Annotated in this window: 21 protein-coding genes; 8 read left to right on the top strand and 13 right to left on the bottom strand. The window is 49.7% G+C overall.

The genetic code is table 11. From position 1 onward, the window contains the following. Nucleotides 1-181: 181 nt before the first annotated feature. Entirely contained in the window at nucleotides 182-1,204 is a 1,023-nt protein-coding gene (locus BBG47_RS09740) for an alpha/beta hydrolase (RefSeq protein ID WP_065291585.1), read from the bottom strand. Nucleotides 1,205-1,537: 333 nt separating this feature from the next. Here BBG47_RS09740 and BBG47_RS09735 point away from each other — a divergent pair, with 333 nt between their 5' ends. Next, nucleotides 1,538-2,287 carry an IclR family transcriptional regulator gene (locus tag BBG47_RS09735; RefSeq protein ID WP_028533615.1) on the top strand — a complete coding sequence of 250 codons (750 nt, stop codon included), beginning with the start codon at nucleotides 1,538-1,540 and terminating at the stop codon, nucleotides 2,285-2,287. Between the two features lie 233 nt (nucleotides 2,288-2,520). Here BBG47_RS09735 and BBG47_RS09730 read toward each other — a convergent pair whose 3' ends face one another. Then, entirely contained in the window at nucleotides 2,521-4,851 is a 2,331-nt protein-coding gene (locus BBG47_RS09730; RefSeq protein WP_065291584.1) for a helix-turn-helix domain-containing protein, read from the bottom strand. Nucleotides 4,852-5,293: 442 nt separating this feature from the next. Between BBG47_RS09730 and BBG47_RS09725 the strand changes: the two genes are divergently transcribed. From BBG47_RS09725 to BBG47_RS09710, 4 genes are all read left to right on the top strand, one after another. After that, on the top strand, nucleotides 5,294-6,265 hold the full coding sequence (locus BBG47_RS09725; RefSeq protein WP_065291609.1) for an ABC transporter permease: 972 nt from the start codon (nucleotides 5,294-5,296) through the stop codon (nucleotides 6,263-6,265). A 21-nt stretch (nucleotides 6,266-6,286) separates the two neighbouring features. Continuing rightward, nucleotides 6,287-7,174, top strand: coding sequence for a carbohydrate ABC transporter permease (locus BBG47_RS09720; RefSeq protein ID WP_065291583.1), 888 nt, complete (start codon nucleotides 6,287-6,289; stop codon nucleotides 7,172-7,174). Between the two features lie 61 nt (nucleotides 7,175-7,235). Next, a complete protein-coding gene (locus tag BBG47_RS09715; RefSeq protein WP_065291582.1) occupies nucleotides 7,236-8,750 on the top strand; it encodes an extracellular solute-binding protein in 1,515 nt (504 codons plus the stop codon). 65 nt (nucleotides 8,751-8,815) lie between these two features. Further along, nucleotides 8,816-10,120: a Gfo/Idh/MocA family protein gene (locus tag BBG47_RS09710; RefSeq protein WP_065291581.1), complete on the top strand. Its 1,305-nt coding sequence runs from the start codon at nucleotides 8,816-8,818 to the stop codon at nucleotides 10,118-10,120. A 197-nt stretch (nucleotides 10,121-10,317) separates the two neighbouring features. Here the strand turns inward: BBG47_RS09710 and BBG47_RS09705 are convergent, their stop codons facing one another. From BBG47_RS09705 to BBG47_RS09675, 7 genes are all read right to left on the bottom strand, one after another. Beyond that, nucleotides 10,318-11,055, bottom strand: coding sequence for an ABC transporter ATP-binding protein (locus BBG47_RS09705; protein WP_094183149.1), 738 nt, complete (start codon nucleotides 11,053-11,055; stop codon nucleotides 10,318-10,320). After that, on the bottom strand, nucleotides 11,052-11,891 hold the full coding sequence (locus tag BBG47_RS09700; protein ID WP_083189200.1) for an ABC transporter permease: 840 nt from the start codon (nucleotides 11,889-11,891) through the stop codon (nucleotides 11,052-11,054). Before BBG47_RS09700 ends, BBG47_RS09705 begins: the two co-directional genes overlap by 4 nt. Further along, nucleotides 11,888-12,346, bottom strand: coding sequence for a nitrous oxide reductase accessory protein NosL (locus tag BBG47_RS09695; RefSeq protein WP_065291580.1), 459 nt, complete (start codon nucleotides 12,344-12,346; stop codon nucleotides 11,888-11,890). Before BBG47_RS09695 ends, BBG47_RS09700 begins: the two co-directional genes overlap by 4 nt. Next, the gene (locus BBG47_RS09690; RefSeq protein ID WP_083189199.1) at nucleotides 12,343-13,794 is read right to left on the bottom strand and encodes a right-handed parallel beta-helix repeat-containing protein; all 1,452 of its coding nucleotides are present in this window, start codon (nucleotides 13,792-13,794) and stop codon (nucleotides 12,343-12,345) included. The genes BBG47_RS09695 and BBG47_RS09690 overlap by 4 nt, the downstream gene beginning before the upstream one ends. A gap of 81 nt (nucleotides 13,795-13,875) precedes the next feature. After that, nucleotides 13,876-15,279, bottom strand: coding sequence for a sensor histidine kinase (locus BBG47_RS09685; RefSeq protein ID WP_065291579.1), 1,404 nt, complete (start codon nucleotides 15,277-15,279; stop codon nucleotides 13,876-13,878). Nucleotides 15,280-15,284: 5 nt separating this feature from the next. Continuing rightward, entirely contained in the window at nucleotides 15,285-15,962 is a 678-nt protein-coding gene (locus tag BBG47_RS09680; RefSeq protein WP_065291578.1) for a response regulator transcription factor, read from the bottom strand. Nucleotides 15,963-15,980: 18 nt separating this feature from the next. Continuing rightward, a complete protein-coding gene (locus tag BBG47_RS09675; protein WP_065291577.1) occupies nucleotides 15,981-16,967 on the bottom strand; it encodes a YncE family protein in 987 nt (328 codons plus the stop codon). A gap of 211 nt (nucleotides 16,968-17,178) precedes the next feature. On the opposite strand from BBG47_RS09675, the gene BBG47_RS09670 reads away from it, so the two are divergent. Further along, nucleotides 17,179-17,904: a nitrous oxide reductase accessory protein NosL gene (locus BBG47_RS09670; protein WP_065291576.1), complete on the top strand. Its 726-nt coding sequence runs from the start codon at nucleotides 17,179-17,181 to the stop codon at nucleotides 17,902-17,904. 183 nt (nucleotides 17,905-18,087) lie between these two features. Here BBG47_RS09670 and BBG47_RS09665 read toward each other — a convergent pair whose 3' ends face one another. The 3 genes from BBG47_RS09665 to BBG47_RS09655 form a co-directional block, all read right to left on the bottom strand. Next, nucleotides 18,088-19,494: a hypothetical protein gene (locus BBG47_RS09665; RefSeq protein WP_065291575.1), complete on the bottom strand. Its 1,407-nt coding sequence runs from the start codon at nucleotides 19,492-19,494 to the stop codon at nucleotides 18,088-18,090. A gap of 223 nt (nucleotides 19,495-19,717) precedes the next feature. Further along, entirely contained in the window at nucleotides 19,718-20,803 is a 1,086-nt protein-coding gene (locus BBG47_RS09660) for a glycosyltransferase family 61 protein (RefSeq protein WP_065291574.1), read from the bottom strand. Nucleotides 20,804-21,010: 207 nt separating this feature from the next. After that, nucleotides 21,011-21,631, bottom strand: a complete 621-nt coding sequence (locus BBG47_RS09655; RefSeq protein ID WP_065291573.1) for a flavin reductase family protein — start codon at nucleotides 21,629-21,631, stop codon at nucleotides 21,011-21,013. Nucleotides 21,632-21,761: 130 nt separating this feature from the next. Here BBG47_RS09655 and BBG47_RS09650 point away from each other — a divergent pair, with 130 nt between their 5' ends. Next, nucleotides 21,762-22,460: an ArsR/SmtB family transcription factor gene (locus BBG47_RS09650; protein WP_065291572.1), complete on the top strand. Its 699-nt coding sequence runs from the start codon at nucleotides 21,762-21,764 to the stop codon at nucleotides 22,458-22,460. Nucleotides 22,461-22,548: 88 nt separating this feature from the next. On the opposite strand, the gene BBG47_RS09645 is transcribed toward BBG47_RS09650, so the two are convergent. Next, nucleotides 22,549-23,277: an SDR family oxidoreductase gene (locus BBG47_RS09645; RefSeq protein ID WP_065291571.1), complete on the bottom strand. Its 729-nt coding sequence runs from the start codon at nucleotides 23,275-23,277 to the stop codon at nucleotides 22,549-22,551. Nucleotides 23,278-23,461: 184 nt separating this feature from the next. Between BBG47_RS09645 and BBG47_RS09640 the strand changes: the two genes are divergently transcribed. Further along, nucleotides 23,462-23,827, top strand: a complete 366-nt coding sequence (locus BBG47_RS09640) for a winged helix-turn-helix transcriptional regulator (RefSeq protein ID WP_065291570.1) — start codon at nucleotides 23,462-23,464, stop codon at nucleotides 23,825-23,827. The last annotated feature ends 131 nt before the right edge of the window (nucleotides 23,828-23,958 follow it).

Below are 23,958 nucleotides of genomic sequence, written 5' to 3'. Positions count from 1 at the left end.
CCCTCCTTATTGATTGAAATGGTTCTTTTTATTGTATTAGCTTCATAGGTTGACCTATGTAAAATGGCACAAAAAAACCGCAAGCGGGGTGCTTGCGGTACTACTTCGATTCATTCCATTTCGTGTCCTGTGAAACTTCCTTGCCGAATTTATAAACGTCTCAATCGGCGTAGCAGGGAAGTTAGTTCTGTGCAATGAACAAACCGCGATCAGCACGATAGGCTGCATTCAGGAATGCGGATGTCTTCGACAAGTATTCCTTGCGCTGTGTGCGATAGATAAGCTCATGCTGTGCATTAGGGACGATCCATGCCTGCGAGAGCTTATTGGACTGATGGGCGGCAATGCCTTCTGCAATTCCATATGGCGCCTTGGAGTCCGCTGTTCCATGAACGAAGAGAATCGGCATCTCATAGTTCGTTGATTTCACTTCGTTGTATGGAATTTGCTGCAGGCTCGTGCCATTGACAGCAGGGAAGAAGGTACGCAGCAGATCAAGCGATGGATGCTTCGGCAGTGGAGCGTACTGCTGCAAATTATGATATAGCGTATCTGGCTCCAGCAGGAAGGTGCTGTCCAGAATCATGGCATTAATATCATGGGTAAGCAGTGCTGCTTGAAGCGCCGTTCCGGCACCCATGGAGAAGCCCCATACGACGACGTGCTCAGCACCGCGTTCCTTCGCGAGCTTGACTGCGCCTAGCAGCTGTTCCTTCTCCAGACGGCCGCCTGTTGCTTTGGTCGGATGCTGTTCGGAAGCAAATCCATAGTCGAACATGATGACATTGTAGTCGAGTCGATGTGCGAATTTGGCGAGGTCATACATCGGCACCCAATATTCTTCTCGATTGGCCCCGTAGCCATGGCTGAAGATTAAGGTGCGCTTGGAAGGCTTATCAGATGGAATGTACCATCCGTCTACCAGCGTATGCCCATCGCGAGCGGGAAAGGATACCGTCTCGTACTTCATCCCTTTGGCCTCCATTGGATTGGAGAACAGCGGGGGTACTTGCGGATTGGCGAACATCCATGCGATGAATCCGTGCAGGGCAAGGAAGATGACAATCGCAGCGAAGAAGGTCGATAGGGATAGCGCAATGGCTACATGCTTCACTCGTAGTCTCCGCGCTGCCGCAGGGGCTGCTCCAGATGGGCCGAGCCATTCAGGCTGTAGTGCGGGAGATGTAATAACAGGTGTGCTCATGTAGATGACCTCCTTCGATGATGTAATGCAGAATGGTGTCGAGCCCAATAAATTCATATAGAACAAAAGTCCCGATGGGAGCTGATTCGTGTAAACGTTGTCTTCGTATCATTATCGTATGCGGGAATCCGCATAGGGTCAACGGATTTGCGCGATTTGTAAGGTGATTGTAATCGTCCCGTAACATTGCAATCTCCCTGTAAAAACATGTCGAAACAAGGGACGTTCGTAGGATGCGGGAGAATGGTGCTAGTATCTTTACGAAAATAAGGAAGAGAGTTATACTAGTTGTAACGATGTTCCATACTATGGAACCGAAGAGGGAGATACATGGTGGAAGAACGAGGAAAGCTAACCGTACGCGCCGTAGAGCGTGCACTCGATATATTAATGTGTTTTGCCAATGAGCGAGATATCAGCTTGACGGAACTTGCAACCCGCGTTGGGCTGAATAAGAGCACTGTTCATCGTCTGATGACAACATTGGAGGATCGCGGATTCGTACTTAAAAATGGCGATAAGTATCGCCTGGGATATCGGGTATGGGAGTTGGCGGCGAATTTGACGCAGGTCGATGATCCTGCTCAGCTGCTGCAGCCGGAGATGGAGCTCCTGCGCGATCAGTTGGATGAGACGGTGAGTCTATATGTGAAGGATGGCAACGACCGGATACGGATTCAGGCCGTGCAGAGCAATCAGGCGATCCGTAGAGTAGCGCCAGTAGGCGTTCGTTTGCCGTTGTTCGTGGGGGCATCCAGCAAGGTGCTGCTTGCCTTTGCTGAGACGCACGAGCTAGAGGCTGCATTGCGCGATTCACGCTGGCCGTCCTCCATTGACAAGGACAGCTATATGAAGCAGCTTGAGGAAGTGCGTCGACTCGGATATGCTGTGAGCTTGGAAGAACGCGAACTTGGAGCGGCGGCTGTATCTGTGCCGATCATGGATCGGAATCAGCGGCTGGTCGCAGCCTTGTCGGTATCGGGGCCTGTCAGCCGGATGTCGGCAGATACGCTTGTATCCTTTGCCCCGCAGATGATGGAGACTGCCCGCCGAATGGGCACGATGCTGCTGACGATGCAGTAACAGTCAGTCTGCTGTAATCGACGGTTAAGATTGTCTTTTTGCTAGATTCTGTGCATTGTAAATAATAAGCTCTTCGGCCCCTCTCCTGCGGTAAGCAGTGGAGGGGCCGAAGTTGTATAGACCTATGAAATGCGCCTGACAGCACCCATCAGAACGGAGATCGGAATGCCAGCCATGATCTGCAGTGATGTATAAGGTTATGCTGAAGTTATTGCTCCAATTGCGACATCCTGCTATAGGGTTTGTGAGGAATGACGCTGGCGATATTGGCCGGGAGTTATTCCTTCGAGCTTCTTGAACATACGATTGAAGTAGGGGGCCTGGTAACCGGCCGATTCAGCGATTTCATTGATCTTCATATCCGTGGTCAGTAGAAGCTGCTTGCAATAGTTCATTCTTATCGAGGTAATATAATCGACATAGTTCGTTCCTGTCATTTGCTTGAACGCTTTGCTCAGTTGGGAGATGCTGACGCCATTACTTTTCGCATAGGTTTCGAGTGCAATCTCTTGGCCGTTGCTTTGTGCAATCTGTTCGAGCAGATTGTCTACAATCTCCTTCATAGATGCATTGAAGCTGCGAGAGAGCGAATGAATGTAAGGGTGGATCACCTTCTCTTGGAACCAGGACAAGGATGCTTGTGGATTGCGCAGCATACGAAGCTCTTCATACAGCTGGGCGCTGTCATAGACGGCATACGGATTATGGCCGGCCTGAAGCATAGCGCGATGGATGCTTCCCATTAGTCGCAATAGCGCTTGATGGACAAGCCATTCTGCCGCGTGGCTTGCTTGCAGTGCCTCTACATACTGCTCCAAGGCTTGCGTCGCTTCCTGGGTCAGACCCATATTGAGAGCGTAAATAAGCTCCTGCTCAAGCACAAGCAGAGGGGCTTCAAGCAGCGTATTCGCTCTATCCAGCACTTGATCGGCCTGAAGCAATTGGCTCGTTGCGTCGAAGGTGCGGCAACGAAGCGCACGCTGAGCCTGCTCCATGGCATGGGGAATATCCATCCACGACGAAGTTGGCCCGTTATAGACGATGGTGGCCTGGATGCGCAGAACCTCATGCAGGACGTTGATATAATGGGAGCACAGACTGTGCAGCTCCTGTTGTGCTTCTGCTTGAGTATGATCCTGTGTGGGAAGTATGAGCACAAGTCCGAACGATCCATCTAAGAAATTAATCGTGTGAACATGTTCCGCTGCGGATTGGGATAGCTCTGCCACGATATTGATAGCTGCGTACGTTAATAGAACATCGTCTTTATCGGACAGCGGCTTATATTCTTCATCGGTTGTATGAAGTTGTAGAACGATTGCTGCAAATGACCTGCCTTCAATGGCGACCCCCATCGTATGAAGCTTCTCAATCATCTCCCTCTCCGTCCAGTGCGCTGCCTGTCCTGTAATGAATTGATTCATAATTGCCTCGCGCATGGACGGCACGGCCTGATTCAGCCTCCGTTCCAATGTTTCATTTGTAATTCGATAATGCTGCCATTCCCGTTCAATATAATCAAGCTCATTGTGAACATCCGTATCCGGGGAGCGCCAGCCTGCAAGCAAGTTCATCATCTGGCGTATCGGCCGATACATACGGTGGGAAGCGAACCAGCTTAACGCTAACGCAGCCAGCACGGCAAATATCCAGCAAACAATGAGGATATGTGTATAGGGTCGTGTAGGTGCTGTAATGATGGATTGAGGGGTAGCCGATAAGTAAGTCCATTTGCCGCCCATTTTCTCCAAGGTTACGGTGTTTATGAGCAATGTATCCTGATCCAAGGGAACCTTGCTGCTTCCGCTAGGTTGATTCAATGCCTCTGTATGTTGAGTCTGATGAGATTGAATAGCGGCGAATGCCTCAGGATTCTGTCTGCTTGCTCCGCTTTGCCCAATAATGTGTCCTTCCTCGTCCAGCAGGTAAGCATATCGGTCTGGGTTCGCAAATACGAACAGCTTAGACGGATTGATGTAAATCACGATAGCCCCATAAGATGCGTTTCCATTGAACGGCAGCTTCATTACGACGGCATGGGACGAGCCTCTACTGAAGGGACGCTGCAATTCATGTGTCCAGAAGATGCCCTGCTCGGCCGTCATAAGCTCCTTCCAGCGAGATTCTTCTGCCTGCTCCAATGTCCGAAGACCAATCGAGGGCTGAAGTACTTTGTTCTGCTTCGCCACGTACAAATACACCTGATCAATAATCGGATCGGCATTCTCGATCAGCGTGAGCGTATCGAGCAGTTGGTTCGTTTCCTCGAACTGCTGTGCGAAATCCATATCGGAAATCGTCGGCTTGAAATGCGGCTTCACGACCATATGTAGAGCGTAATTAATAAGCTGCCCAAGCTGTTTATCGATTTGTTTGGCTGCTTCAATCATCTCGCTGTCGTTCTTCTCTTGAAACTGCTTCACAAGCTGCTGGTTGCCCATATATAAATAAGCCGCACTGATGATCGTGATTGGCAGGCAGGTCAGCAGTACGGCGAGCGCGAGACTTTTCCAATAGAAGATTCCCTTGGAAGAGGGACGTAGTATATCATGCAGCTTTCCCATGAATTCCTCCTGTGTGGCAATGGATGATGAAACGGAATAATGGAGTAATCATTGATATTGGAATAGAAATTGTAATTTGCTCGACTGCACGAAGCTGTTCATACAAGAACGGTAGTATGGAATGTTCTGGTATGGTGGCCGATTGTATTTATCATACTGAATGGCACAACGGATGAAAAGGCTTACAGAAAAAAAGTGCAGCCTCAGGAAATCGCAAAAATGCTGCATCGAATCTCGCAGCAGTGATTCTTTGCGGGGCTTGCTTGTGCGTTCATCGAGCGATGAATAAGCACGGTTATGCAGGCAGACAAGACGCTTCAGCAAAAAAGTCAAATTGCATGAAATTGTGATAGCGTTTACATTGATAAAAATCCTAGCAGACATTGTGATACTCGTTGTCTCAATTGAACATGCAGAAGAAAGTGAGGTAGTACTGGTGAGCATGGAACCATCAACATCTGCATCTGCAGCCCAGTTAGAACGGAGGACATCATCTAAACGAAGAGCGCGCACACGTGTATGGGTAGATGTGAAGAGGGATAGATACTTGTATTTGTTGGCGCTGCCAGGACTTCTCTTCTTCCTTGTCTTCAAGTATGTTCCGATTACGAATCTTGTGATCGCCTTCCAAGACTATTCGCCGTATTTCGGTGTGTTTCAAAGTCCATGGGTAGGATTCGAGCATTTCAGCCGCTTCTTTGCAAATGAAGATTTCTACATTCTGCTGCGCAACACACTCGCTATCAGTTTTCTGAATCTGTTGTTTTTCTTCCCGGCGCCGATCTTTCTTTCTACCTTGCTGAACGAGGTTCGGCATTCGATTGTAAAGCGAACAGTACAGTCTCTCATTTACATTCCGCACTTCTTATCTTGGGTGCTTATATCGGGGTTGACGTTCCTCATGTTCTCGCAATCGGAAGGGTTGTTCAACAAGCTGCTGCTGTCTATGGACAAAGAGGCTTTTGATCTGCTCACGAATCCAAGTTATTTCTGGGGAATGTTGACGGCACAGTCGATCTGGAAGGAGGTCGGTTGGGGGACGATTATCTTCCTCGCTGCTATCGCAGGAATCGATCCTCAGCTGTATGAGGCTGCGGTGATGGATGGAGCAGGGCGGATGCGCCGCATTTGGCATATTACGCTGCCGGGCATGCGCAATGTGATCATCATTCTGTTTATTTTGCGGTTAGGCACTATTATGGATACCGGATTCGAGCAGATTTATCTGATGATGAATGCAGCCGTCTCCAATGTAGCGGAAGTGTTCGATACATATGTGTACAGGGTTGGGATTAAGCAAGGGGAGTTCAGCTACAGTACAGCCATCGGATTGTTCAAATCGGTAGTTGGCGTCATTCTTGTGGTGGCGGCCAATCAAATCGCCAAGAGCTTCGGACAGGACAGTTTATATTAAACAGGGAGGGAGACAAGTGCTATGAGAGATAACAGTGTGAGAGATCGCTTATTCAATATCGGGAACATAGCCATTCTGCTGCTCATCAGCTTGGCGACCGTCTTTCCCATTTACTATACAATCGTGCTGTCGTTCACGGATCCAACGGAATATTACACAAAGCCGCTTATTTTGTTCCCGGCCAAATGGTCACTGGATGCCTATCAGTACTTGCTCGCAAACGGCTTGTTCGTCAGCGCACTCGGTGTGAGCACCTTTCTGGCTACAGTAGGAACAGCGTGCAGCCTCATCGTAACCGGGGGCTTGGCTTATGCGCTCTCTCGGAAGCGACTGCGCTTCCGGAAGGCCATTCTGTTTCTTATTTTGTTAACCTTTCTGTTCCAGCCAGGACTTGTGCCGCAGTATTTAATTGTGCGCAATGTCGGACTTATCGATAATATCTGGTCGCTTATTATTCCGTCGCTGACCAGTGGGTGGTACGTTCTGCTTATGAAGGGATTCTTCGACAGTATACCAGATAGTCTGGAGGAGGCGGGACGCATTGACGGGTGCAACGAAATCAGCGTATTTTGGCGCATCATATTGCCTTTGTCACTTCCAGCGCTGGTCGCATTCGGCTTGTTCTTTGCGGTAGGGTATTGGAATACCTATTTCAACGCGCTTATGTACATTAACGACCAGAGCATGTGGCCGCTGCAGGTGCTGCTGCAAAACCTGCTGGTCGATCCGGCGGCAATGGGCGGCGGTGCAGGGGGAAGCGGTGCGGATTTTCGTATGAATCGTCAGATGCCGTCTGAGACGTTAAAAATGGCTGCAGTCGTTATTGCTACCGTACCGATTATGCTGGTGTATCCATTCTTGCAGAAGCATTTCGCCAAAGGTGCGATGGTTGGCTCTGTCAAAGAATGAATAAATATAGGATGCACATGGTCAGCCTGTAGCGCTCGCATATCAAAAAGGAGGGTTCAGAATGATTCACAATTCATCACGTAAGTTGTCATCCTTGCTCAAGACAACAATGCTTATCATGCTGGCATGTTCACTGCTGCTGACTGCATGCGGCGGTGGAGGCACAGGCGGTGCCTCTGGGGGAGAAGGTCCGACGAAGATTACACTGCAAACGTTGAATTATGCGCCCGATATGGTGAACAACAGCAATCCGATGTGGAAGGAACTAGAGAAGAACACGAATACACAGCTGGACATCACATGGCTGACACCAACGACGATTGAAGATAAGGTCAATGTGATGCTGGCGTCCGGTGAGATGCCGGATGTTATCTTTGTGGAGTCGCTGAACAACTCGCAGCTCCAGAAGATGATTAAGCAAGGCGTGTTCTGGGATTTGACGCCTTTCATTACGGATTATCCGAATCTAACGGAAGGCGTTAAGGCGGCGATGTGGGAAGAGACGAAGATCGAGGGCAAGAACTATGCCATTCCACGGTACTATCCAAGCTTTGGCGGCGGTGTATTCCCGATGCTGCGTAAGGATTGGCTGGATGAGCTGAATCTGCAAGTGCCAAATTCCATGGATTCGCTCTTCGACGTACTGAAGGCATTTAAGGAGAAGGCGCCCGGCGGGAAGACTGATATCGTTCCGTATGCGGCATCCCCAGACTCGCTCGGTTTTGTATATAACGTCTTCAATGAAACGCAAGGCGCATGGAAGTTGAAGGATGGCAAGCTGGCGCCGATCATCACTGAAGATGCTTCCCGTGATGCGCTGCTGTGGATTAAGAAAGCCTACGATGCAGGACTGTTCCCGAAGGATTTTGCCATCTTAAAGTTCTCGCAAATTATTGATATGGTTCGTGGCGGCAAGGTAGGAGCGGTGGGCTTATCCATGAACCATGTCTGGATCCAAGGGGAAGTGCTTCGCCAGATCGAGCCGAAGGCCGACCTCATTCCGGCCTCTTACCTGGCGAATCCGCAGGGGGCTAAGTATGTCCCTTCCGGTGAGTCCTATTATGGCGTGTATCTGATTCCCAAGAAGGTGCCAGAGGAGAAGGTGAAGAAGATTCTGGCGCTGTTCGATTATGGAAATAGCCCAGAGGGCAATATTCTGGAGTACTACGGTGTGAAAGACGTACACTACAAGGAAGAGAACGGCAAGCGGATTGCGACTGAGCAGGCGAAGAAAGATCTGACGGGAGACGGCAACATGTCGAGCTTGTTCCACTTGATTAGCGACGATATGGCTATTGCTGCAGTGGGGATGCCAGATGAATTGTATGAACGCAACGTGAAAATTGTAAATGAGCGCAAGGAGCATGTTGTACCAGATCCAGGACGCGGCATTTATTCGGAAGCCTATAATCGGTTCTACCCGGAAATTAAAAAGAAGGTAGATGATATGCGGACGAAGGTGATCATTGGGAAAGAGACGATTGAAGCCTATGATCAGTTTATTGCGACCTTGAAGCAGGATAAAGAGCTGCAAATGATTACAGATGAAATGAATAAGGCTCACCAAGCAAAATAATGAGAGGCCAAGGAACGCTGCTGCTTGCGGGCGTTCCTTCGCTTCATTAGAGGGGGAGAAGCAACATGAAGCCTATCACTGCGGTTGTGATTGGAGCAGGGGATCGGGGAGCACGTGCATATGCTCCATATGCGCTGGAGAATCCGCATGAATTTCGTATTGTAGGTGTCGCTGAACCGAATACAGAACGACGACGCAAATTTGCCGAGCAATTTGCACTAACCGCTCAGCAGCAATTCGATTCTTGGGAGTCGCTGCTTGGCAACGAGAGGCAGGCAGAAGTTGCAATTATCTGTACATTGGATCGAATGCACCTCCAGCCAACGCTCCGGGCACTTGAGTTAGGGTATCATGTTCTGCTGGAGAAGCCGATGTCGCCTGTGCCGGCAGAGTGTGTGGAGATGGAGCTTGCGACCAAGCGGCACAATCGTCTGCTCACGATCTGCCATGTGCTGCGTTATACGGCATTCTGGTCATCTTTGAAGCGGGAAATCGACCGAGGTGCGATTGGTGATATCGCCTCGATACAGTTAAATGAGAACGTGGGCAATATGCATATGTCGCACAGCTTCGTACGCGGCAATTGGCGCAATAGCGACGAGGCGAGCCCGATGATCCTGCAGAAATCATGCCATGATATGGACATTTTGGCGTACTTAATGGGGGAACCGTGCACACGCATTAGTTCGTTTGGCTCGTTAATGCATTTTCATGAAGGGAATCGACCGGAGGGTGCACCGCTGCGCTGTATCGAGGGATGTCCGGCAGAACATGTCTGCCAGTATCATGCGCCGCGTTATTACCTGGGGGAAGGCATTGGATGGGCGCGGAAAATTACAGACGATCATACGAAGGAAGGCATCATTAAGGCGCTGTGGGAAGGGCCGTACGGCAAATGTGTCTATCAGACGGATAATAATGTTGTGGATCATCAGGTCGTCAATATGGAATTCGCCAGTGGCGCAACGGCTACCTTCAGCATGTGCGGCTTCACACACGATAATATTCGCATTGTGCAGGTGATGGGCACGAAAGGGGATATTCGCGGCAATATGGAGGATGATGCTTTCACGCTCCATGATTTCGTGACGAAGGAGAAGCGTGTTGTCCATATTCATGCATCTGCTGCGGGGCATGGGGGTGGAGACGCAGATATAGTCCGCTCCTTTATTAAGGAAGTGCGTGATTTCGAGGCGGGAATGGTGACGGAGAGCAAGTCTTCTGCCTCTGTCTCCGTACGCAGCCATCTGATGGCATTCGCAGCAGAGGCATCACGGCTGGATGGGGGCAGATCGATTGATCTACAGGCCTATAATGATGAACTGGCAGGAGCAGCGGTACAACCGCATGTTCATGAGAAACATTGCTAATCATGTCGTAATGCATGCATACTGATGAACTTAAAAAAGCCAGCGATCGCTGGCTTTTTGCATTTGTATAGATAAGTGCACAGTGTTTGGATAGGTATATAAATGTGCAGCTGTATAGTGCACACTTGAATGATACGAGCCTTGCACGAGTAAAGGCAAATACCAACATCGTTCTACTACGAGAAAAGAAACACTAATTACGAACTAGTGGCTATACGCTGGCATGTATCATAAAAGACGGCTTCCAAGGAACGATGTCCATTTTCTGTACGGCAAAGTCTAGCGACAGAATCGCATGCGACCATGACGCCTTCATTCATGAAGGCGACAGTATCGGCCGTGTCCTCCACGACAGACAAAATATGAGTCGAATAGAGGATTGTTGTTCCTTTCCTGCGTTCAGCATGGATTAGTTCCTTGAACGTATGCACCCAATAGGGATCAAGTCCGTTGGTGGGCTCATCCAGAATGATGATCGGAGCTTCAGGCAGCAACGCTTGTGCGAGCGCGAGCCGCTGCTGCATTCCCTTGGAATAATGGCTTACCTTCTTATGCTTGTCTTGTTCCAACCCAACGAGGCAGAGCAGCTCATCGATGCGACCTCGCGGCACCTGCAGCAGCTTGGAGAAAAAGTGCAGCACCTCGTATCCCGTCAAGGAACGGGGAAATACCATATTGTCAGGCATATAGGCGAATGTGGATTTATAGGCGCTGTCCGTGGACGATACCCTGTGCCCGTTCAAGTAAATGCTGCCTGACGTTGGCTTCACAATGCCGATCATCATCTGAATGATCGTGCTCTTCCCGGCGCCATTGCCTCCACATAAGGCGAAGCATTCGCCTTGGCCGATTGAGAAGTGGATATCGCGCACCTGATTCTGCTTGGAATAAATCTTGGATACATTATCGAATCGAATCATCGCATTTGTCGTCATTCGCGGATGCGCCCCCCCTGCTTCACAATGATGATGGATAAGGCAAGCGGAGCAATGATCCATGCCGCAGCCGTCAGACAGAAGGCAATTTGTCCGGTGCTCCCCTCGGCCCATATCGTAAAGTCATAGAGCGTCGGCCCGAATATCATGCCGCTCTTCATTTGAACGATGCTCCACACCCGTATCAGCTCAACTGGGTTGAACAGGATGGATGTGGTTAAGAGTGTAATAATCCAATGAAAAGGGACAACACTGGAGACGCCCATCACGATATATTCGTACAGGAGCACGCTGAGCGCCCATGTCAGAATACTGATTCCAAGCGCTTGGAATCGCGTGCTGGCATACACGCCGATGACCGAAGCTATCGCCAGGAAGATAGCCGCAAGCAGCAGGGTCAAGGCGATAAAGAGAAAAAAAAAGGAGGCGGCGAACATGCCAGTGCGGTTCGTTATCCACAGCACAGTTCCGACAATACCGTAGCCGAGCAGGATAACGGCTGCAATGGCCGCCAGCATGCCTATGTATTTGCCAAGGACAATGGAAGTGGGCGATACCGGGTAGGTGAGCAGCAATTGATAGCCCCCATCCTCTTTATCTCCCGCGAGCATGGTACTGCCCATTAACAGCGTGAGAAGCGGAACGAGGAAGAGGGAGAGATTCAGAAGTCCTGCAGTCATTCTCGTAAACCCTTCGTATCCTGCCTGATAGCCGGTGCTGCCGAAGAATACGATGAACAGCGCCAGTAGTGTAAATAATATGGAGAAGCTTGCCAGCCAGCGGCTGCGAATGATCAGCTTCATTTCCTGCTTCGCAATCGAACCTATATGCTTCATTGATGACCGTCCCATTTATGCTGCTTCAGGTCAGAGAACGACAGAACGTTTCCTTTGCCCTCTTGTGTAACGTATTGCTCTGCTTGTTCCTTGTTCGGAAAGGCCAGCACGCCATTCGCCATTGGTGTCCAGAAGTCTTGGTGGTAGGCGAACCAGGCCTGCTCCAGCTCTACCCAATTGCTTGCGGCGTATACATAGGACTTGGCAATCGGATTGTCTGCATTGTGATACGATTGGATATAATCCATCATGCAGCCGATATCATCGAAGGTCATAATCTTGCCGTCCGTTAATACAACCTCTGTTGCGTAGTCTTCGTTCGCTACGCTCATATTGCATATGATGCATACATCGATATCAGGGTTAATCGGGCGCGGCTCATAGCTTGGCTTGCCGCAGGATGTGGCAAGCAGGAGGCCGACTGCCGCTACGACTGTTCCGAATCTCCATGTCATTTCTGAATCCTCCCTTGTGCAAGAATGAATATGCCGCCAATTAGGAACAAGCATCCTGCGATGCCGATAAGATGGCGGCTGTCTGCAGGAAGCTCCGCTTCTAGGACTGCTTGTGCAGGATCATCTACAAGCGGTTGAGGGGTGGGCTGCTGCGTAAGCGGAAATCGATCTGCTCCGCTCGTAGAGCTAGTGGAAGGCAGCATGTGATTAACTGCATTCCATAGCTGTATGGCAGGGCTCTCGAAGTAGAATTGCAGCTGCGGCTGCTTCGGCAGCAGCTTGTCATAGATGGAGCCTGCGTAGTAAGGTAGTTCCCCAATGCCGTCGCCGGTAATATCGAAGGAAGAGTAGTCGTCCCAATAATTGCCCGATGTGCCGTCATCAATGGCCTGCTTAGCATCCAAGCTTCGTGCCTGTACGACATTGCCGATGAACTGATTGCCCGATATGGTAGTTCCGGTATTGCCCTTCAGCAGACTAAGGCCAAGATGATTGCCCGCGATGACATTGTCCGAAATGATGCTGTCTCTCGCATCCTCTAGCGCGAGACCGTTGCTGTTGTACATTATGTGGTTGCCCCGCATTGTGATGTGATCGGTGTTATAGAGGAGCGCTCCATAGCCGCGATAATCAAGCTGCTTCTGCATGATGTTCTGCTCAATCCGAAAGGAGGAGGAGCTCATAGCCATCATCCCGTTAATGTTGTACATGAATTGGTTGTCCGATACGCGACCGCCTTCACCGAACATGAGATGAATGGCGTAGCGTGAATCGGATATCGTGTTGCTGCTTAGCATACTGTCGGCTGCAAAGTCGATGTAAATGCCGTCCTGCACATCATAAATGTCATTGCCACGGACGACATTACCACTGCCATAGAAGAGGTGAACGCCGTTGCCCCGCTTAGAGATGCGGCTGTTATTGCTCGTTATCGTATTGTTCTCGATCTGATTACGGCTTCCTTTGTTGACATAGATGCCATTCTGTACGCGGGACAGCGTATTGGACATGATCAAGTTGTCCGAGGAGGCGATATAAATACCAGCGTCCTGCTTTTTGCTGCCGCTCTGGATAATCTGAAATCCGGTTAGGGAAACGCCGGGGGCGGTAATCGTGACGACATGTCCTTGATTATTGCCGTTCAGCGTAACCTTAGCACTGCCTGCAGCTTGGAGCTTCAGTGGCTTATCAATGACAAGCTGTTCATGATAGCTGCCTTCTTGTACGGTAATGGTTGCGCCTACTTCAGCCTCATTAATGGCCTTCTGGATCGAATCTCCGGCACGAACGATGAACGCCTTCCCATTAGCGTTGGCGGCATGCAGCTTGCTTGTACCTGGGAAGCAGGTGAGGAGAGACAATAGCAAAGCTAGAGCGGCCAGCAGCATTTTTCTGTTGACTTGTCTGCAATTGGTCACAATTGGCCACCATCCTGTCCCCATTTTCATTTTCTTTGGCTCCTACATTACGACACAATTGTGTGCAAAGATGAAAGAATGTGTGAACGGAGCATGACAACCCGCAAGTTTTTATGTCTCTCTGTATCGCGGCAGCGCAATCGTCACAGTTGTCCCCTCATTCTCGATGCTGTGAAAGGTCAGCGTTCCGCCATGCATAGCAACAATATTGGACACAATGGCAAGCCCCAACCCTGTTCCACCATCCTTGCGGGTTCGCGCCTTATTGGCTCGATAGAACGGCTCGGTTATATGGGGAAGATGCTCAGGGGCAATGCCGATGCCGGTATCGCTGATGCTCAGCTCACAATGGGTGTCCGAGCTTGCGCGCAATTCGACGCTGATCGTTCCCTGTTCCGGCGTATACCTTATGGCATTGTCCAGCAGGTTATGGAGCACCTGTTCGATTCGATTTTGATCGGCTTCAATAATAAGCTCGGGATCAAGATCGATCGCCAATGCAATGTGCTGCTGGACAAGTATGTGTCTGTATGTCATCAGCACGTCCTCAATAAGCTGAGCATACACCAGATGGGTGATGGCAAGCGGATAGGCATTGTTCTCCAGCTTGGCCAGCTCTAGCAGATCATGAACTAGCCGCTGCATGCGGCCGGCCTCGCGGTGGATCAGGCTGATATAGCTTCGCTGATCTTGTTCAGATTCAACAACCCCATCCAGAATCGCTTCGCTGTATCCCTTCACATAGCTGATAGGGGTCCGCAGCTCATGGGACACGTTCGCGAGAAATTCTTTTTTGCGCTTATCCTCCTCGGCAACGGCACATGCCATCTGATTGAAGGCTTGTCCCACCTTGCCGATTTCATCATGTGTTGTAATCGGAACACGTTCCGCATAATTGCCATGTGCCATCTCATGGGCAGCGGACTCCAAGCGTCGAAGGGGCTGCGTGATGCGGTTGATTAATGTTCTGCCCACCACAAGGGATAGGAGCACGAAGCATACGGTGATCGGAATGAAAATGCTGGTCAGTTCCTTATTCATTTCCATAATGGTTGCAAGCGGGATGTACAGGAATAAGATGCCTTGCAAGCGATTGTCGTCCAGCAGCGGGATGCTGACAGATAGAATCGTGCGGCCGAAGCGTTCCTCGAACCCAGACTTGGTGACGGGGTTGCCCTGAAGGAGCTGCTGGCGATCCTGCTCGCTGATGAGGGAGTCGTATTCGACTTCGAAGGGAAGGCAGGCGCTTAACTCGCGCGGGTTCGTGACAAGAAACACCTCCGAGTCAGACATCTTGTTGTACCAATCGATCTGATCGCGCAGCTTGGCGGTGACCTCTCCACCGCTATAGTTGCTTGAAAGGCGAAGCCCTTCCAGCCGCAGTCCTTCATCTACCTTTTCGACATAGTATTTTTCATAGAAATAGTGAGTGAGCGCATACGAAAAAGACACAGTTCCGATAATCGCCGCGCATACGATAAGCCACATTTTCTGTGCTAAGGTCAGCTGCTTCATGCCATTTACACCTCTAGTTTATATCCGATGCCCCACATCGTTTGTATGAATTCACCCACATTGCCGAGCTTAATGCGCAGTGTTTTGATATGTGTATCTACAGTTCTAACACTGCCCTCGTAGTCGATACCCCACACGTGCTCCAGAAGCTGCTCGCGGCTGAGTGCTTGTCCGCGGTGGCGGCATAAGAAGAGAAGCAGCTCGAATTCCTTCAAGGTGAGAGCTAAGGACTCGCCGCATACCTTGACTGTTCTACCTCGTTCATTGATCTCGATTTGGCCGTATAGTTGAACCATTTTGTCTGCTGCAGATTCTCGATTAACCCTGCGCAGAACCGCGTCGATCCGGGCGATCAGCTCGCTTGGACTGAACGGCTTCACAATATAATCGTCGGCACCGATTTTCAGGCCATAGACACGATCCCATTCTTCTCCTCTTGCCGTTAAGAAGACGATTGGCACGTTAGAGGACTGGCGTATGTTCAGACAGAGCGTGAAGCCATCCAGAACTGGCATCATGACATCGGCAACAATTAGATCGATGGACATGGCAGACAGAATCTCTAGCGCTTCCTCGCCATTCGCGGCTTGGTACACCTCGAATCCAGAGCTTTTCAAATACATATGCACGAGTGCTCTCATATCTTCTTCATCATCGATAATGAGCAATCGAGACTGGTTCATGCTTGTTCCTCCTTGCGCTTATGAGTTGGACGTAATCTGGAATGGGCCTTGGCCCACAGGGATGATTGAGCTGACGGTGAGTGAGTTGGGATCAATGACATAGATCTCATTGCTATCATAACTAGCGATGTATAGATTGCCGCCAATTTCCTTCATCTCGAATGGGTTGGCGCCAATTTTGATCGTGCCAAGCTCTGCGCCGGTGTTCCGCGCGAACTTGCGAAGCGTGCTGGACCCGTGGCTCAGTGCGAATATGCCTGTATCCGTCTGTGCAAAGCTTACGGGCATATAAGGAGCTGGGATGCGCCGAATAAGCGACCCGGTATCCATGTTGTACACATGGATGTCCGACTCGACCTCAGCTCCGCTTCCGTGACCGCCAACCCACAGCTCACGCCGATCATCCAACAGCAGACCGCCAGCCGAAGATTCGTTAATGCTGAATGTTTGTACAACTTTTTGCAATTGAGTGTCTATAATGGACATCGTCGTATCGTCGAAATTGATGACGTACAGCCTGCTCCCGTCCTTCGCCTCATACATATGCAACGGCTGCTTGCCTACAGAAACCTCGTACTGAAGCGTGCCGTCCAGCCGGAAAGCGCGAATCGATTTATGATGCTGATCAACAAAATAGACAAATTGCTTCGAATGGGACAGCAGCGCATTGGCCGCTCCTTTGCCTACGTCCCATGTCTCGATCTGCTTTCCCGTAGACAATTGGTAAATGAGAGCCTTGTCCGCCTGCTTGCCGTAGACGAGCAATTGATCCTGCGCAAGGAATAGGGCGCCGCTAAGCGGGAAATCGAGCTGCCATGCCGCCGACACCTTATTGCGGACAGGATCAAGGAAGGAGAGACTATGGTCCTTCACATTGACGCTGACGATAATAGGCTGCTGCTCTATAGGCTGGAAATCATTTTTGCCGCACCCGGTAAGAACAAAAGCAAGAGTGAGCAGAACAAACAAAGGCAAAAATGTGCGTAAGAAAGGTGCAAGGCGCATAAGGCGCTTCCTCCTGTATTTCAAAAAATGGAATATAGCAACATTATAGCGGCTTTAGACACAAAATCTGATCAAATCTATGAAGTTTCGTACTTCTTTTTGGAAAATTGCAACATAAAGTTCAACAATTCATTTCACTTCCTTCACAATCTCCTCACAATTGCTTGCTAGCATTTGTTCTGTCAATGAATTCCATCGTGGAGGGTGTTATATGAAAAAGGGGTTAGCTATTTTTATTTGTTCGATCATGATGCTGAGTATTCTTGCTGGATGTGGCGGTGCAGACCATGCGGGAGAGAAGGGCGAACAAGCTGCGGCGCCAGTTGAGGGGGCAGCGGCTCCGAATACGGGGAAGGAACAAGTAAGCCAAACGGCTGAGAATAAGGCACAACTCAAGCAGGAACTGGCTGCAGCGCATGCGGAGGAGCCAACTCATGAGGACTTATGCGCCTTTTGCCAAATGAAAATCTATTTGAGAGAAGAAGATATGGGGATGTTTACAGCGCAAATGCAGACAGCAGATGGTCAGCATCTCTATTTTGACGATGTCGGCTGCTTATTGAATTATGAGCGAGATATGAAAGAGAAGCCGGCTGCATCCTGGGTGAGAGATTATAGTACATTAGAATGGGTGACAGCAAAGGATTCAACTCCGGTAAAGGCGGATATTAAGACACCGATGAAATATGGCTATGCGTTGTTCGCTACGCAGGATGCAGCGCAGAAGTTCGTGTCGGACAATCAAGCCCTGAAGGGCAAGGAAGCATCGTGGAAGGAAATTGATGAAATCTCCCACCAACGTTATTTGAAGAGAAAAGAGAAAATGAAAAACGGCGGCATGCACAATGGAAGCATGAACAAACCAATGGATCATGGCAATAATGGGGACGACAAGCACAAAAGCGATGATAAGCAAAAAAATGATGGCAAACACTAAAGTGATAACAAATACTAAAATGATGACTTTGAAGGATAACAAACACTAGTGAAGAGGATTAAAAAGGAATCTGTCAGACATAGTTGATATAAGTTGAAAAGGTGTCAAGGTAACAATAATAATGATGGATGAATCAAAACAAGTCCCACCTGTTGCAAAGCAGCGAGCAGGTGGGACTTGTTGCTACAAGAGAAGCAGCAGCATTGCGACGAGTGTCGTGACGGTTAAGCCGATGATCACCGGGACAAGGTTGCGGCGTGCCAGCTCGAACGGGCTGATGCCACAAATAGCTGCTGCTGGTATGAGCGCCCATGGGATTAGTGTTCCCCCTCCGACCCATATGGCGGCAACTTGACCGAGTGCAGTCAGGGTATCTGTCCCGCCGCCAATGGCGGCCCCGAACAGGGACGCTATGGAGCCGGCAAGCGAGATGCCGGAGAATCCTGACCCATCCAATCCTGTAATAGCTCCTACAATGGTGAGGGTAATTGCACCGATGGCAGGGTGGAGTGGAACGCTGTGTGCAAGCGCCAACCCTAGATCATTCACAATCCCATGCGATGCCGCGGGCAGAGTTTTGCCGAAGATTTCGAAGAAGGCAGAGTCTCCTAAATAGAAAAATGCGGCGATTGGAATGACAGGGCCGAATACTTTGAACCCAAATAGAAAGCCGTCCACGAGGTAGCTTGTTGTCTGTTCAAGTGCTTGCTTGCGATGGGTGAGCAGGGTAACGACGATGAGTATGATTGCAGCGGTTCCGCCGATAAGCGCCGTTGCTTCTCCACCCTGAAGATTCAACTTGAACAGCATGATGACGTCGATGACGAAGAGCAGGGGAATGAGAATGGCTAGAGTTGTTTTGGCAACGGGAGATAAGGGAATACGGGTCACATGGAAGCTGCTGCGGTCGTCATTTTTGGCAAGACCGGTACTCATGGTCAGAAGACCACGCCCCATATCGCGGCGCATCATCCAGAACGCTACGACCGTAGTGACGACACCCATGACCAGCACAAGCGGGATGCTGGCTTCCAGCACGCTCTTAACGGGCAATCCGGCTGCATCCGCGGTAAGCTTCGGTGCGCCCTGAATGACGAAGTCGCCTGACAATGCGATACCATGTCCGAATAAATTCATAGCCATCGCAACAGCAAGAGGAGGCAGCCCTACGCGAATTGCTGCTGGCAGCAGCACCGCACCAATAAGAGCGACACCTGGCGACGGCCAGAAGAAGGTGCTGATGACGACCATAACAATCCCAAGTGTCCAATAGGCCATCGTGGGACCGCGCATTAGCTTGGTGAATGGAGATACCATCGTTTCATTAATGCCGGACGCGAGCAGCACACGGCTCATCGCGACAATAATCGAGATGATGAGAATGGTGCCAAGCAACTCCTTAATGGCATAAATAAAGCTGGTAAATATACCGCTGACCGCTGAACTGACCGAGGAAGTTGCCAGCAAGCCGAGCAGGAATATCCCCGCCATACATACAATGGTCGTATCTCTCCGCATGACGAGGAAGCCAATAATTAACCCAATGAACAGCAGATACACCCAGTGTATCCCGACGAGTGTAACGACCAATGGAATCGCCTCCCATAATGTAAGCGTTAACATAGGTTTCGGAAGCGTGGAAGCTCTTCGAATTATGTGCTTCATACTATGCGGATACCTATCATTTGGTCATCATCAGGCGGATGAGAGAGGACGCGAGTCGTTCACATTTGCATTTAACCGGAAGATACAGCCAGCAAGCGGCGTGTCCTTGCATAGCTCTGTGCTAATCGCTACATATGGCAGGCACAACCTAAATGCCTGCCATATGAAGGACGCGCTTCAGCTTGTCGATGTCGACGATCAGGTTATCAAAGCCAGCGAGCTGCTTTGGCGGCTGCTCGATATTACATAGAACCTCATAGTAATTCATACCTGCATAATTGCTAATTTTCCAAAAGTAACTATCCATAACTGTTAACGGCGTCAGTTCGATCAATGTAGAGCCTGGATTGCAGAACACGGTGTTAATGCTCCCGCTTCCGAACGGCGAAACGATAACTTGCGCTGAAGAATAAATTGCAATCTTTTCAGCCGTGGACAGTGGTGTAAGCACAATGCGGACGAAGCCCTTCTCGGCCAAAACTTGCATGACTTCTTCTTCATTAATGACGTGTCGAACGAACGCATCTTGGCGGCTAACGTAGATTCGCTCATAGCCAGGACGAGGAGCAATGGAAGCATTTTTCAGACGGGTGCGAATGTATTGACTGGCCCAGCTCGGGCATCCGCCAATAAGGAATGGTACGGCCGGCACGACCAGCTTGTTTGCGACCAAATGGAAATCGTTACGGTCAACCTGTATTAACTTTTCTATCGGAAAGCCGAGCATTTGCAGCGATTCATATTGGAAAGAATGTGTCAGTTGGCCAACCAAATATTTGTCGATAGCGATTCCGCTCTGCTCCAGCAAATGAATGCGGGTCAAATAATCAAAAAACCAGTGCCCGAAAATAGCTTGGTGATAAGCAGTTCCGGGAACATTATAGCCCCACATTAATGTGGCAACAGTTTCTGATGTATATTGCGGCTCAGGAAGCTCATTGCACGGGTAAGGATAAGGGGGGAGTTCTACGTCTTGAAGCCGGCGGTGGTCAGGGGTTACCACGTGACCGCTTCCAGTCATGACCCTTCCCCCTGGTATAACGGCCACGAATGCTTCATCAAAGTGACATATAGATCCCCAGCGAGGCGTGTCTACTCCTTTGGGAGGAGGAAGAATAATCGTTTCTGCCGGGTAAAGCACACGATACATTTCTTGAAACTGTTGAAGGTTGAGAGCGGCTCCGGCAGCCCAGTCCCGTGTTCGCTGATAAGTAAGATGCGGAAATACGTTCACTCTCCAGCCCTCCTTTTGCAGATTGCTTCAGTTGCAATATGCAACGAATAGTAGACTTTATGAGTAGAGTATGCCAAAGAGTAAGAGGCAGCGAGGGCGGCTCTAAAGGGGGAGATGCACATTTCATAGACGTTTTTGGCTTGGAAGGATAGGCTCGCTGACCGGAAAAAGGGTTGTTTCTCTCCGGTACAGCGTTTTTTTATTGCTTTATGTTTCTGCGCGGTATGTCTTGCCCAGCTGGGCCCCCAATCCGAAGTAATGGCGGAAGTTATAAATCAGAGGGCTCCATTTCTGAGGGTCAATATGATTATCGTCGATGAGAATATCCTCGTGGGCATGAACTTGAATGGCTTCCGTCTCGACAATTGCCATAAATGAAGTATGCTCGGGGACACGAATATGTCTCACCTGTGCCTCGATTTGAATAGGGCATTCTGCAATGCGGGTAGGCTGTACGACAGTTGATTCAGTTGGCGTCAATTCGCTCACTCCATATTTATCTGAATGATAGTGAATTCCGATGTGCTGTTTGAATTCGGGAACCTGCTGCTTTCCTGTATAGGGAGCCAGCTTCTCGACATTGCCCCACAGCTCAGGGCTCGGAACGTTGATGACGCATTGCGGATGGCGCTGTATATTTTCAATCGCTTTGCCTCCAAGTCCAATCCCCAGTACAATACAATTTCCTAAGGCCCAAGATGAAGACAAGGGGCTTATATTGGTGGTTCCATCTTCATTTAATGTGTTCAACAATATGACCGGAGTCCCATAATACAAAACTTTCGGCTGAATGCTTCTTGCAGACATCATCTTCTTCATCATTTCCATATTCATTGTGCCTCCTATGGTCGGGTTCTTTGTTCATACCTCTGCATTGTAAAACGTAAATAGTTCCATTATCATCGAAGTATGAAATACAATCTTGACAATCAAGGAGGGGAATGTCGTGTCTAGACAAATGGATGCCAATGCAGCTGTCATCGCTTCGCTTGTCAGCGATTGCTCTCGTGCTGCTATGTTGACGGCACTGTTGGATGGCCGATTTCACCCAGCGAGCGAGCTTGCTTCTATGGCTGGAATTAAGCCGCAAACTGCCAGCTTCCACTTGGCCAAAATGATCGAAGCCGATGTCATCACGATGGAGAAGCAGGGGCGACACCGCTATTACGGCATTCGGAATCAAGAGGTCGCTCATGTGATGGAGACTTTACTATCAATTGCGCCTCCTGTTCCGATCAAGTCATTGAAGCAGCACAATGAAGATAAGAAAATCCGTTATGCGCGCACTTGCTACGATCACCTCGCCGGGCGTGTGGGCGTACAGGTGACAGATGCTCTTCTGCGAATGGAATTGATGGAAGATGTCGGGGAGACTTATCAGATTACAGAGCAAGGCGAGGCGTTTTTCACGGCATTTCATATAGATCTGGTAGAGACGCATAAGAAACGGCGCGCCTATATATTGAAATGCTTGGATTGGAGCGAGCGTCGCCACCATCTGGCAGGAGCACTAGGCAACGCGTTATTAGAAAGAATGCTGGAGCTGGGCTGGATGAAGCGGCTGCCGGATACGAGAGCCATTCATATAACGGAGGCGGGGATAGCAGGCTTGAAAGAAACGTTCGAAATTGACCTAACGATCCTTGCGGAGTTGTGATGTGAACAGCTCTCCATACAGAATGGACTCGATAGGGCAGCCAGTCATGGTGGAGAGCGTGTCATTGCCGTAATATGACTTGCCTTGGTTAACGTAGAAGGTAACCTCCATCAGGATACAGCGTGCTTCCTGTTGTATAGCCGTTCGTCATTAAGTAGATAACTGTATGCGCGGCTTCTTCGACATCTCCTACCCTGCCAAGCAAGTTAAGGCGCGCAGATTGCTCATAGGCCTGCTCTCGTATGGCCTGTTCTGCACCTTCCCAGTTGAAGGGCGTTCGAACTGTCCCCGGAGAGATGACATTCACGCGAATGGGTGCTAGCTCTACGGCTAAGGCTTTGCCAAGACTTTCGATGGCTCCATTGCAAGCGGCGTATGATGCGCCGTCGTCAAGGGGACGTTGACTAAATGCACCTGACATCAGCACGATGGAGCCGCTGTGGTTCAAGTACGGCAGCCCGTATTTAACCGCATGGTATTGCGGCCAGAACTTGGCGTCGAAGCAGCTGCGAGCTACTTCAAGCGTTGATGTAATCGGGCCGCGAACATACGAAGCCCCAGGCGTGAATAAATGATCAAATGGGCCAACCGTTTCAAAGAGGCGCTCGAGTTGATACTCATCGCGATTATCCAACGTATAAGTCTCTGTCACATCTGTCCCTAATAGCTGACGGGCTTGCTCCAATTTATCTGCGGAACGGCTGGCAAGCACGATGGAAGCTCCTTGTTCAGCGGCTTGCTTGGCCGTCTCCAAGCCAATTCCCGAGCTCCCTCCAATAATGACAACACGTTGCTTGTGTAATGAAATCGTAGACATAGTTCTTGACTCCTCTCACTTGTAATTCGACGTTATTATGGAACAAGTAGAGAAGGGTGCCAAGTAGACACTTTCATCGTACTTAGTACGAAAAATCGTACTTTTTGACAGGCTAAGGAATTGGAGGGCAGGACATTTATTTAAAAATATAGGACAACATATCCCTTGCGAGGTGAATGAAGCGATGGATTTGCAGGAGCCGCGATTACTTGGCGTGATGACGACGCTTGAGCGAATCGGAGGCAAGTGGAAGCCTCTCATTCTATTTATTCTAGTAATCAATGGCACCCAACGATTTGGGGAATTGCGGCGGATCATTCCAGATGTCACCCAAGGCACGCTGGCCAAACAGTTACGGGAGCTGGAACAAGATCAGCTTATTGAGCGGATCGTCTATCCGGAGGTGCCGCCTCGGGTGGAATACCGTCTCTCGGAGCATGGACAATCCTTGGTTACTGTTCTCGACAGTATGTGCAGCTGGGGGAGAGAACATTTGAAGTTCATCCATGGCCAACAGCGGGATGAAGGAGGGGGAAGGGGCCAAGGTTGATGTCGGGGCTGAGTCAGAGGCAGCAACAGTAACAGTAACAGTAACTGAAGTAACAGTAGCGGAGTCTGAGGATTGAGCTAGTCTATTACCTATTCTAGCCATACATTACGTACAGGTACTTCTCTTTTTTT

This window comes from Paenibacillus sp. KS1 (assembly GCF_001680695.1).
Taxonomy (GTDB): Bacteria; Bacillota; Bacilli; order Paenibacillales; family Paenibacillaceae; genus Paenibacillus_B; species Paenibacillus_B suaedae.
Note: the sequence above shows the minus strand (reverse complement) of the source record. Positions and strands in the feature narration are given on the sequence as shown.

Coding starts and splice junctions, on each gene's coding strand:
- BBG47_RS09740 (WP_065291585.1), bottom strand. CDS start 1,204: ATGAGCACACCTGTTATTACATCTCCCGCACTACAGCCTGAATGGCTC.
- BBG47_RS09730 (WP_065291584.1), bottom strand. CDS start 4,851: ATGGGAAAGCTGCATGATATACTACGTCCCTCTTCCAAGGGAATCTTC.
- BBG47_RS09725 (WP_065291609.1), top strand. CDS start 5,294: ATGGAACCATCAACATCTGCATCTGCAGCCCAGTTAGAACGGAGGACA.
- BBG47_RS09720 (WP_065291583.1), top strand. CDS start 6,287: ATGAGAGATAACAGTGTGAGAGATCGCTTATTCAATATCGGGAACATA.
- BBG47_RS09715 (WP_065291582.1), top strand. CDS start 7,236: ATGATTCACAATTCATCACGTAAGTTGTCATCCTTGCTCAAGACAACA.
- BBG47_RS09710 (WP_065291581.1), top strand. CDS start 8,816: ATGAAGCCTATCACTGCGGTTGTGATTGGAGCAGGGGATCGGGGAGCA.
- BBG47_RS09705 (WP_094183149.1), bottom strand. CDS start 11,055: ATGACGACAAATGCGATGATTCGATTCGATAATGTATCCAAGATTTAT.
- BBG47_RS09700 (WP_083189200.1), bottom strand. CDS start 11,891: ATGAAGCATATAGGTTCGATTGCGAAGCAGGAAATGAAGCTGATCATT.
- BBG47_RS09695 (WP_065291580.1), bottom strand. CDS start 12,346: ATGACATGGAGATTCGGAACAGTCGTAGCGGCAGTCGGCCTCCTGCTT.
- BBG47_RS09690 (WP_083189199.1), bottom strand. CDS start 13,794: ATGAAAATGGGGACAGGATGGTGGCCAATTGTGACCAATTGCAGACAA.
- BBG47_RS09685 (WP_065291579.1), bottom strand. CDS start 15,279: ATGAAGCAGCTGACCTTAGCACAGAAAATGTGGCTTATCGTATGCGCG.
- BBG47_RS09680 (WP_065291578.1), bottom strand. CDS start 15,962: ATGAACCAGTCTCGATTGCTCATTATCGATGATGAAGAAGATATGAGA.
- BBG47_RS09675 (WP_065291577.1), bottom strand. CDS start 16,967: ATGCGCCTTGCACCTTTCTTACGCACATTTTTGCCTTTGTTTGTTCTG.
- BBG47_RS09670 (WP_065291576.1), top strand. CDS start 17,179: ATGAAAAAGGGGTTAGCTATTTTTATTTGTTCGATCATGATGCTGAGT.
- BBG47_RS09655 (WP_065291573.1), bottom strand. CDS start 21,631: ATGGAAATGATGAAGAAGATGATGTCTGCAAGAAGCATTCAGCCGAAA.
- BBG47_RS09650 (WP_065291572.1), top strand. CDS start 21,762: ATGGATGCCAATGCAGCTGTCATCGCTTCGCTTGTCAGCGATTGCTCT.
- BBG47_RS09645 (WP_065291571.1), bottom strand. CDS start 23,277: ATGTCTACGATTTCATTACACAAGCAACGTGTTGTCATTATTGGAGGG.
- BBG47_RS09640 (WP_065291570.1), top strand. CDS start 23,462: ATGGATTTGCAGGAGCCGCGATTACTTGGCGTGATGACGACGCTTGAG.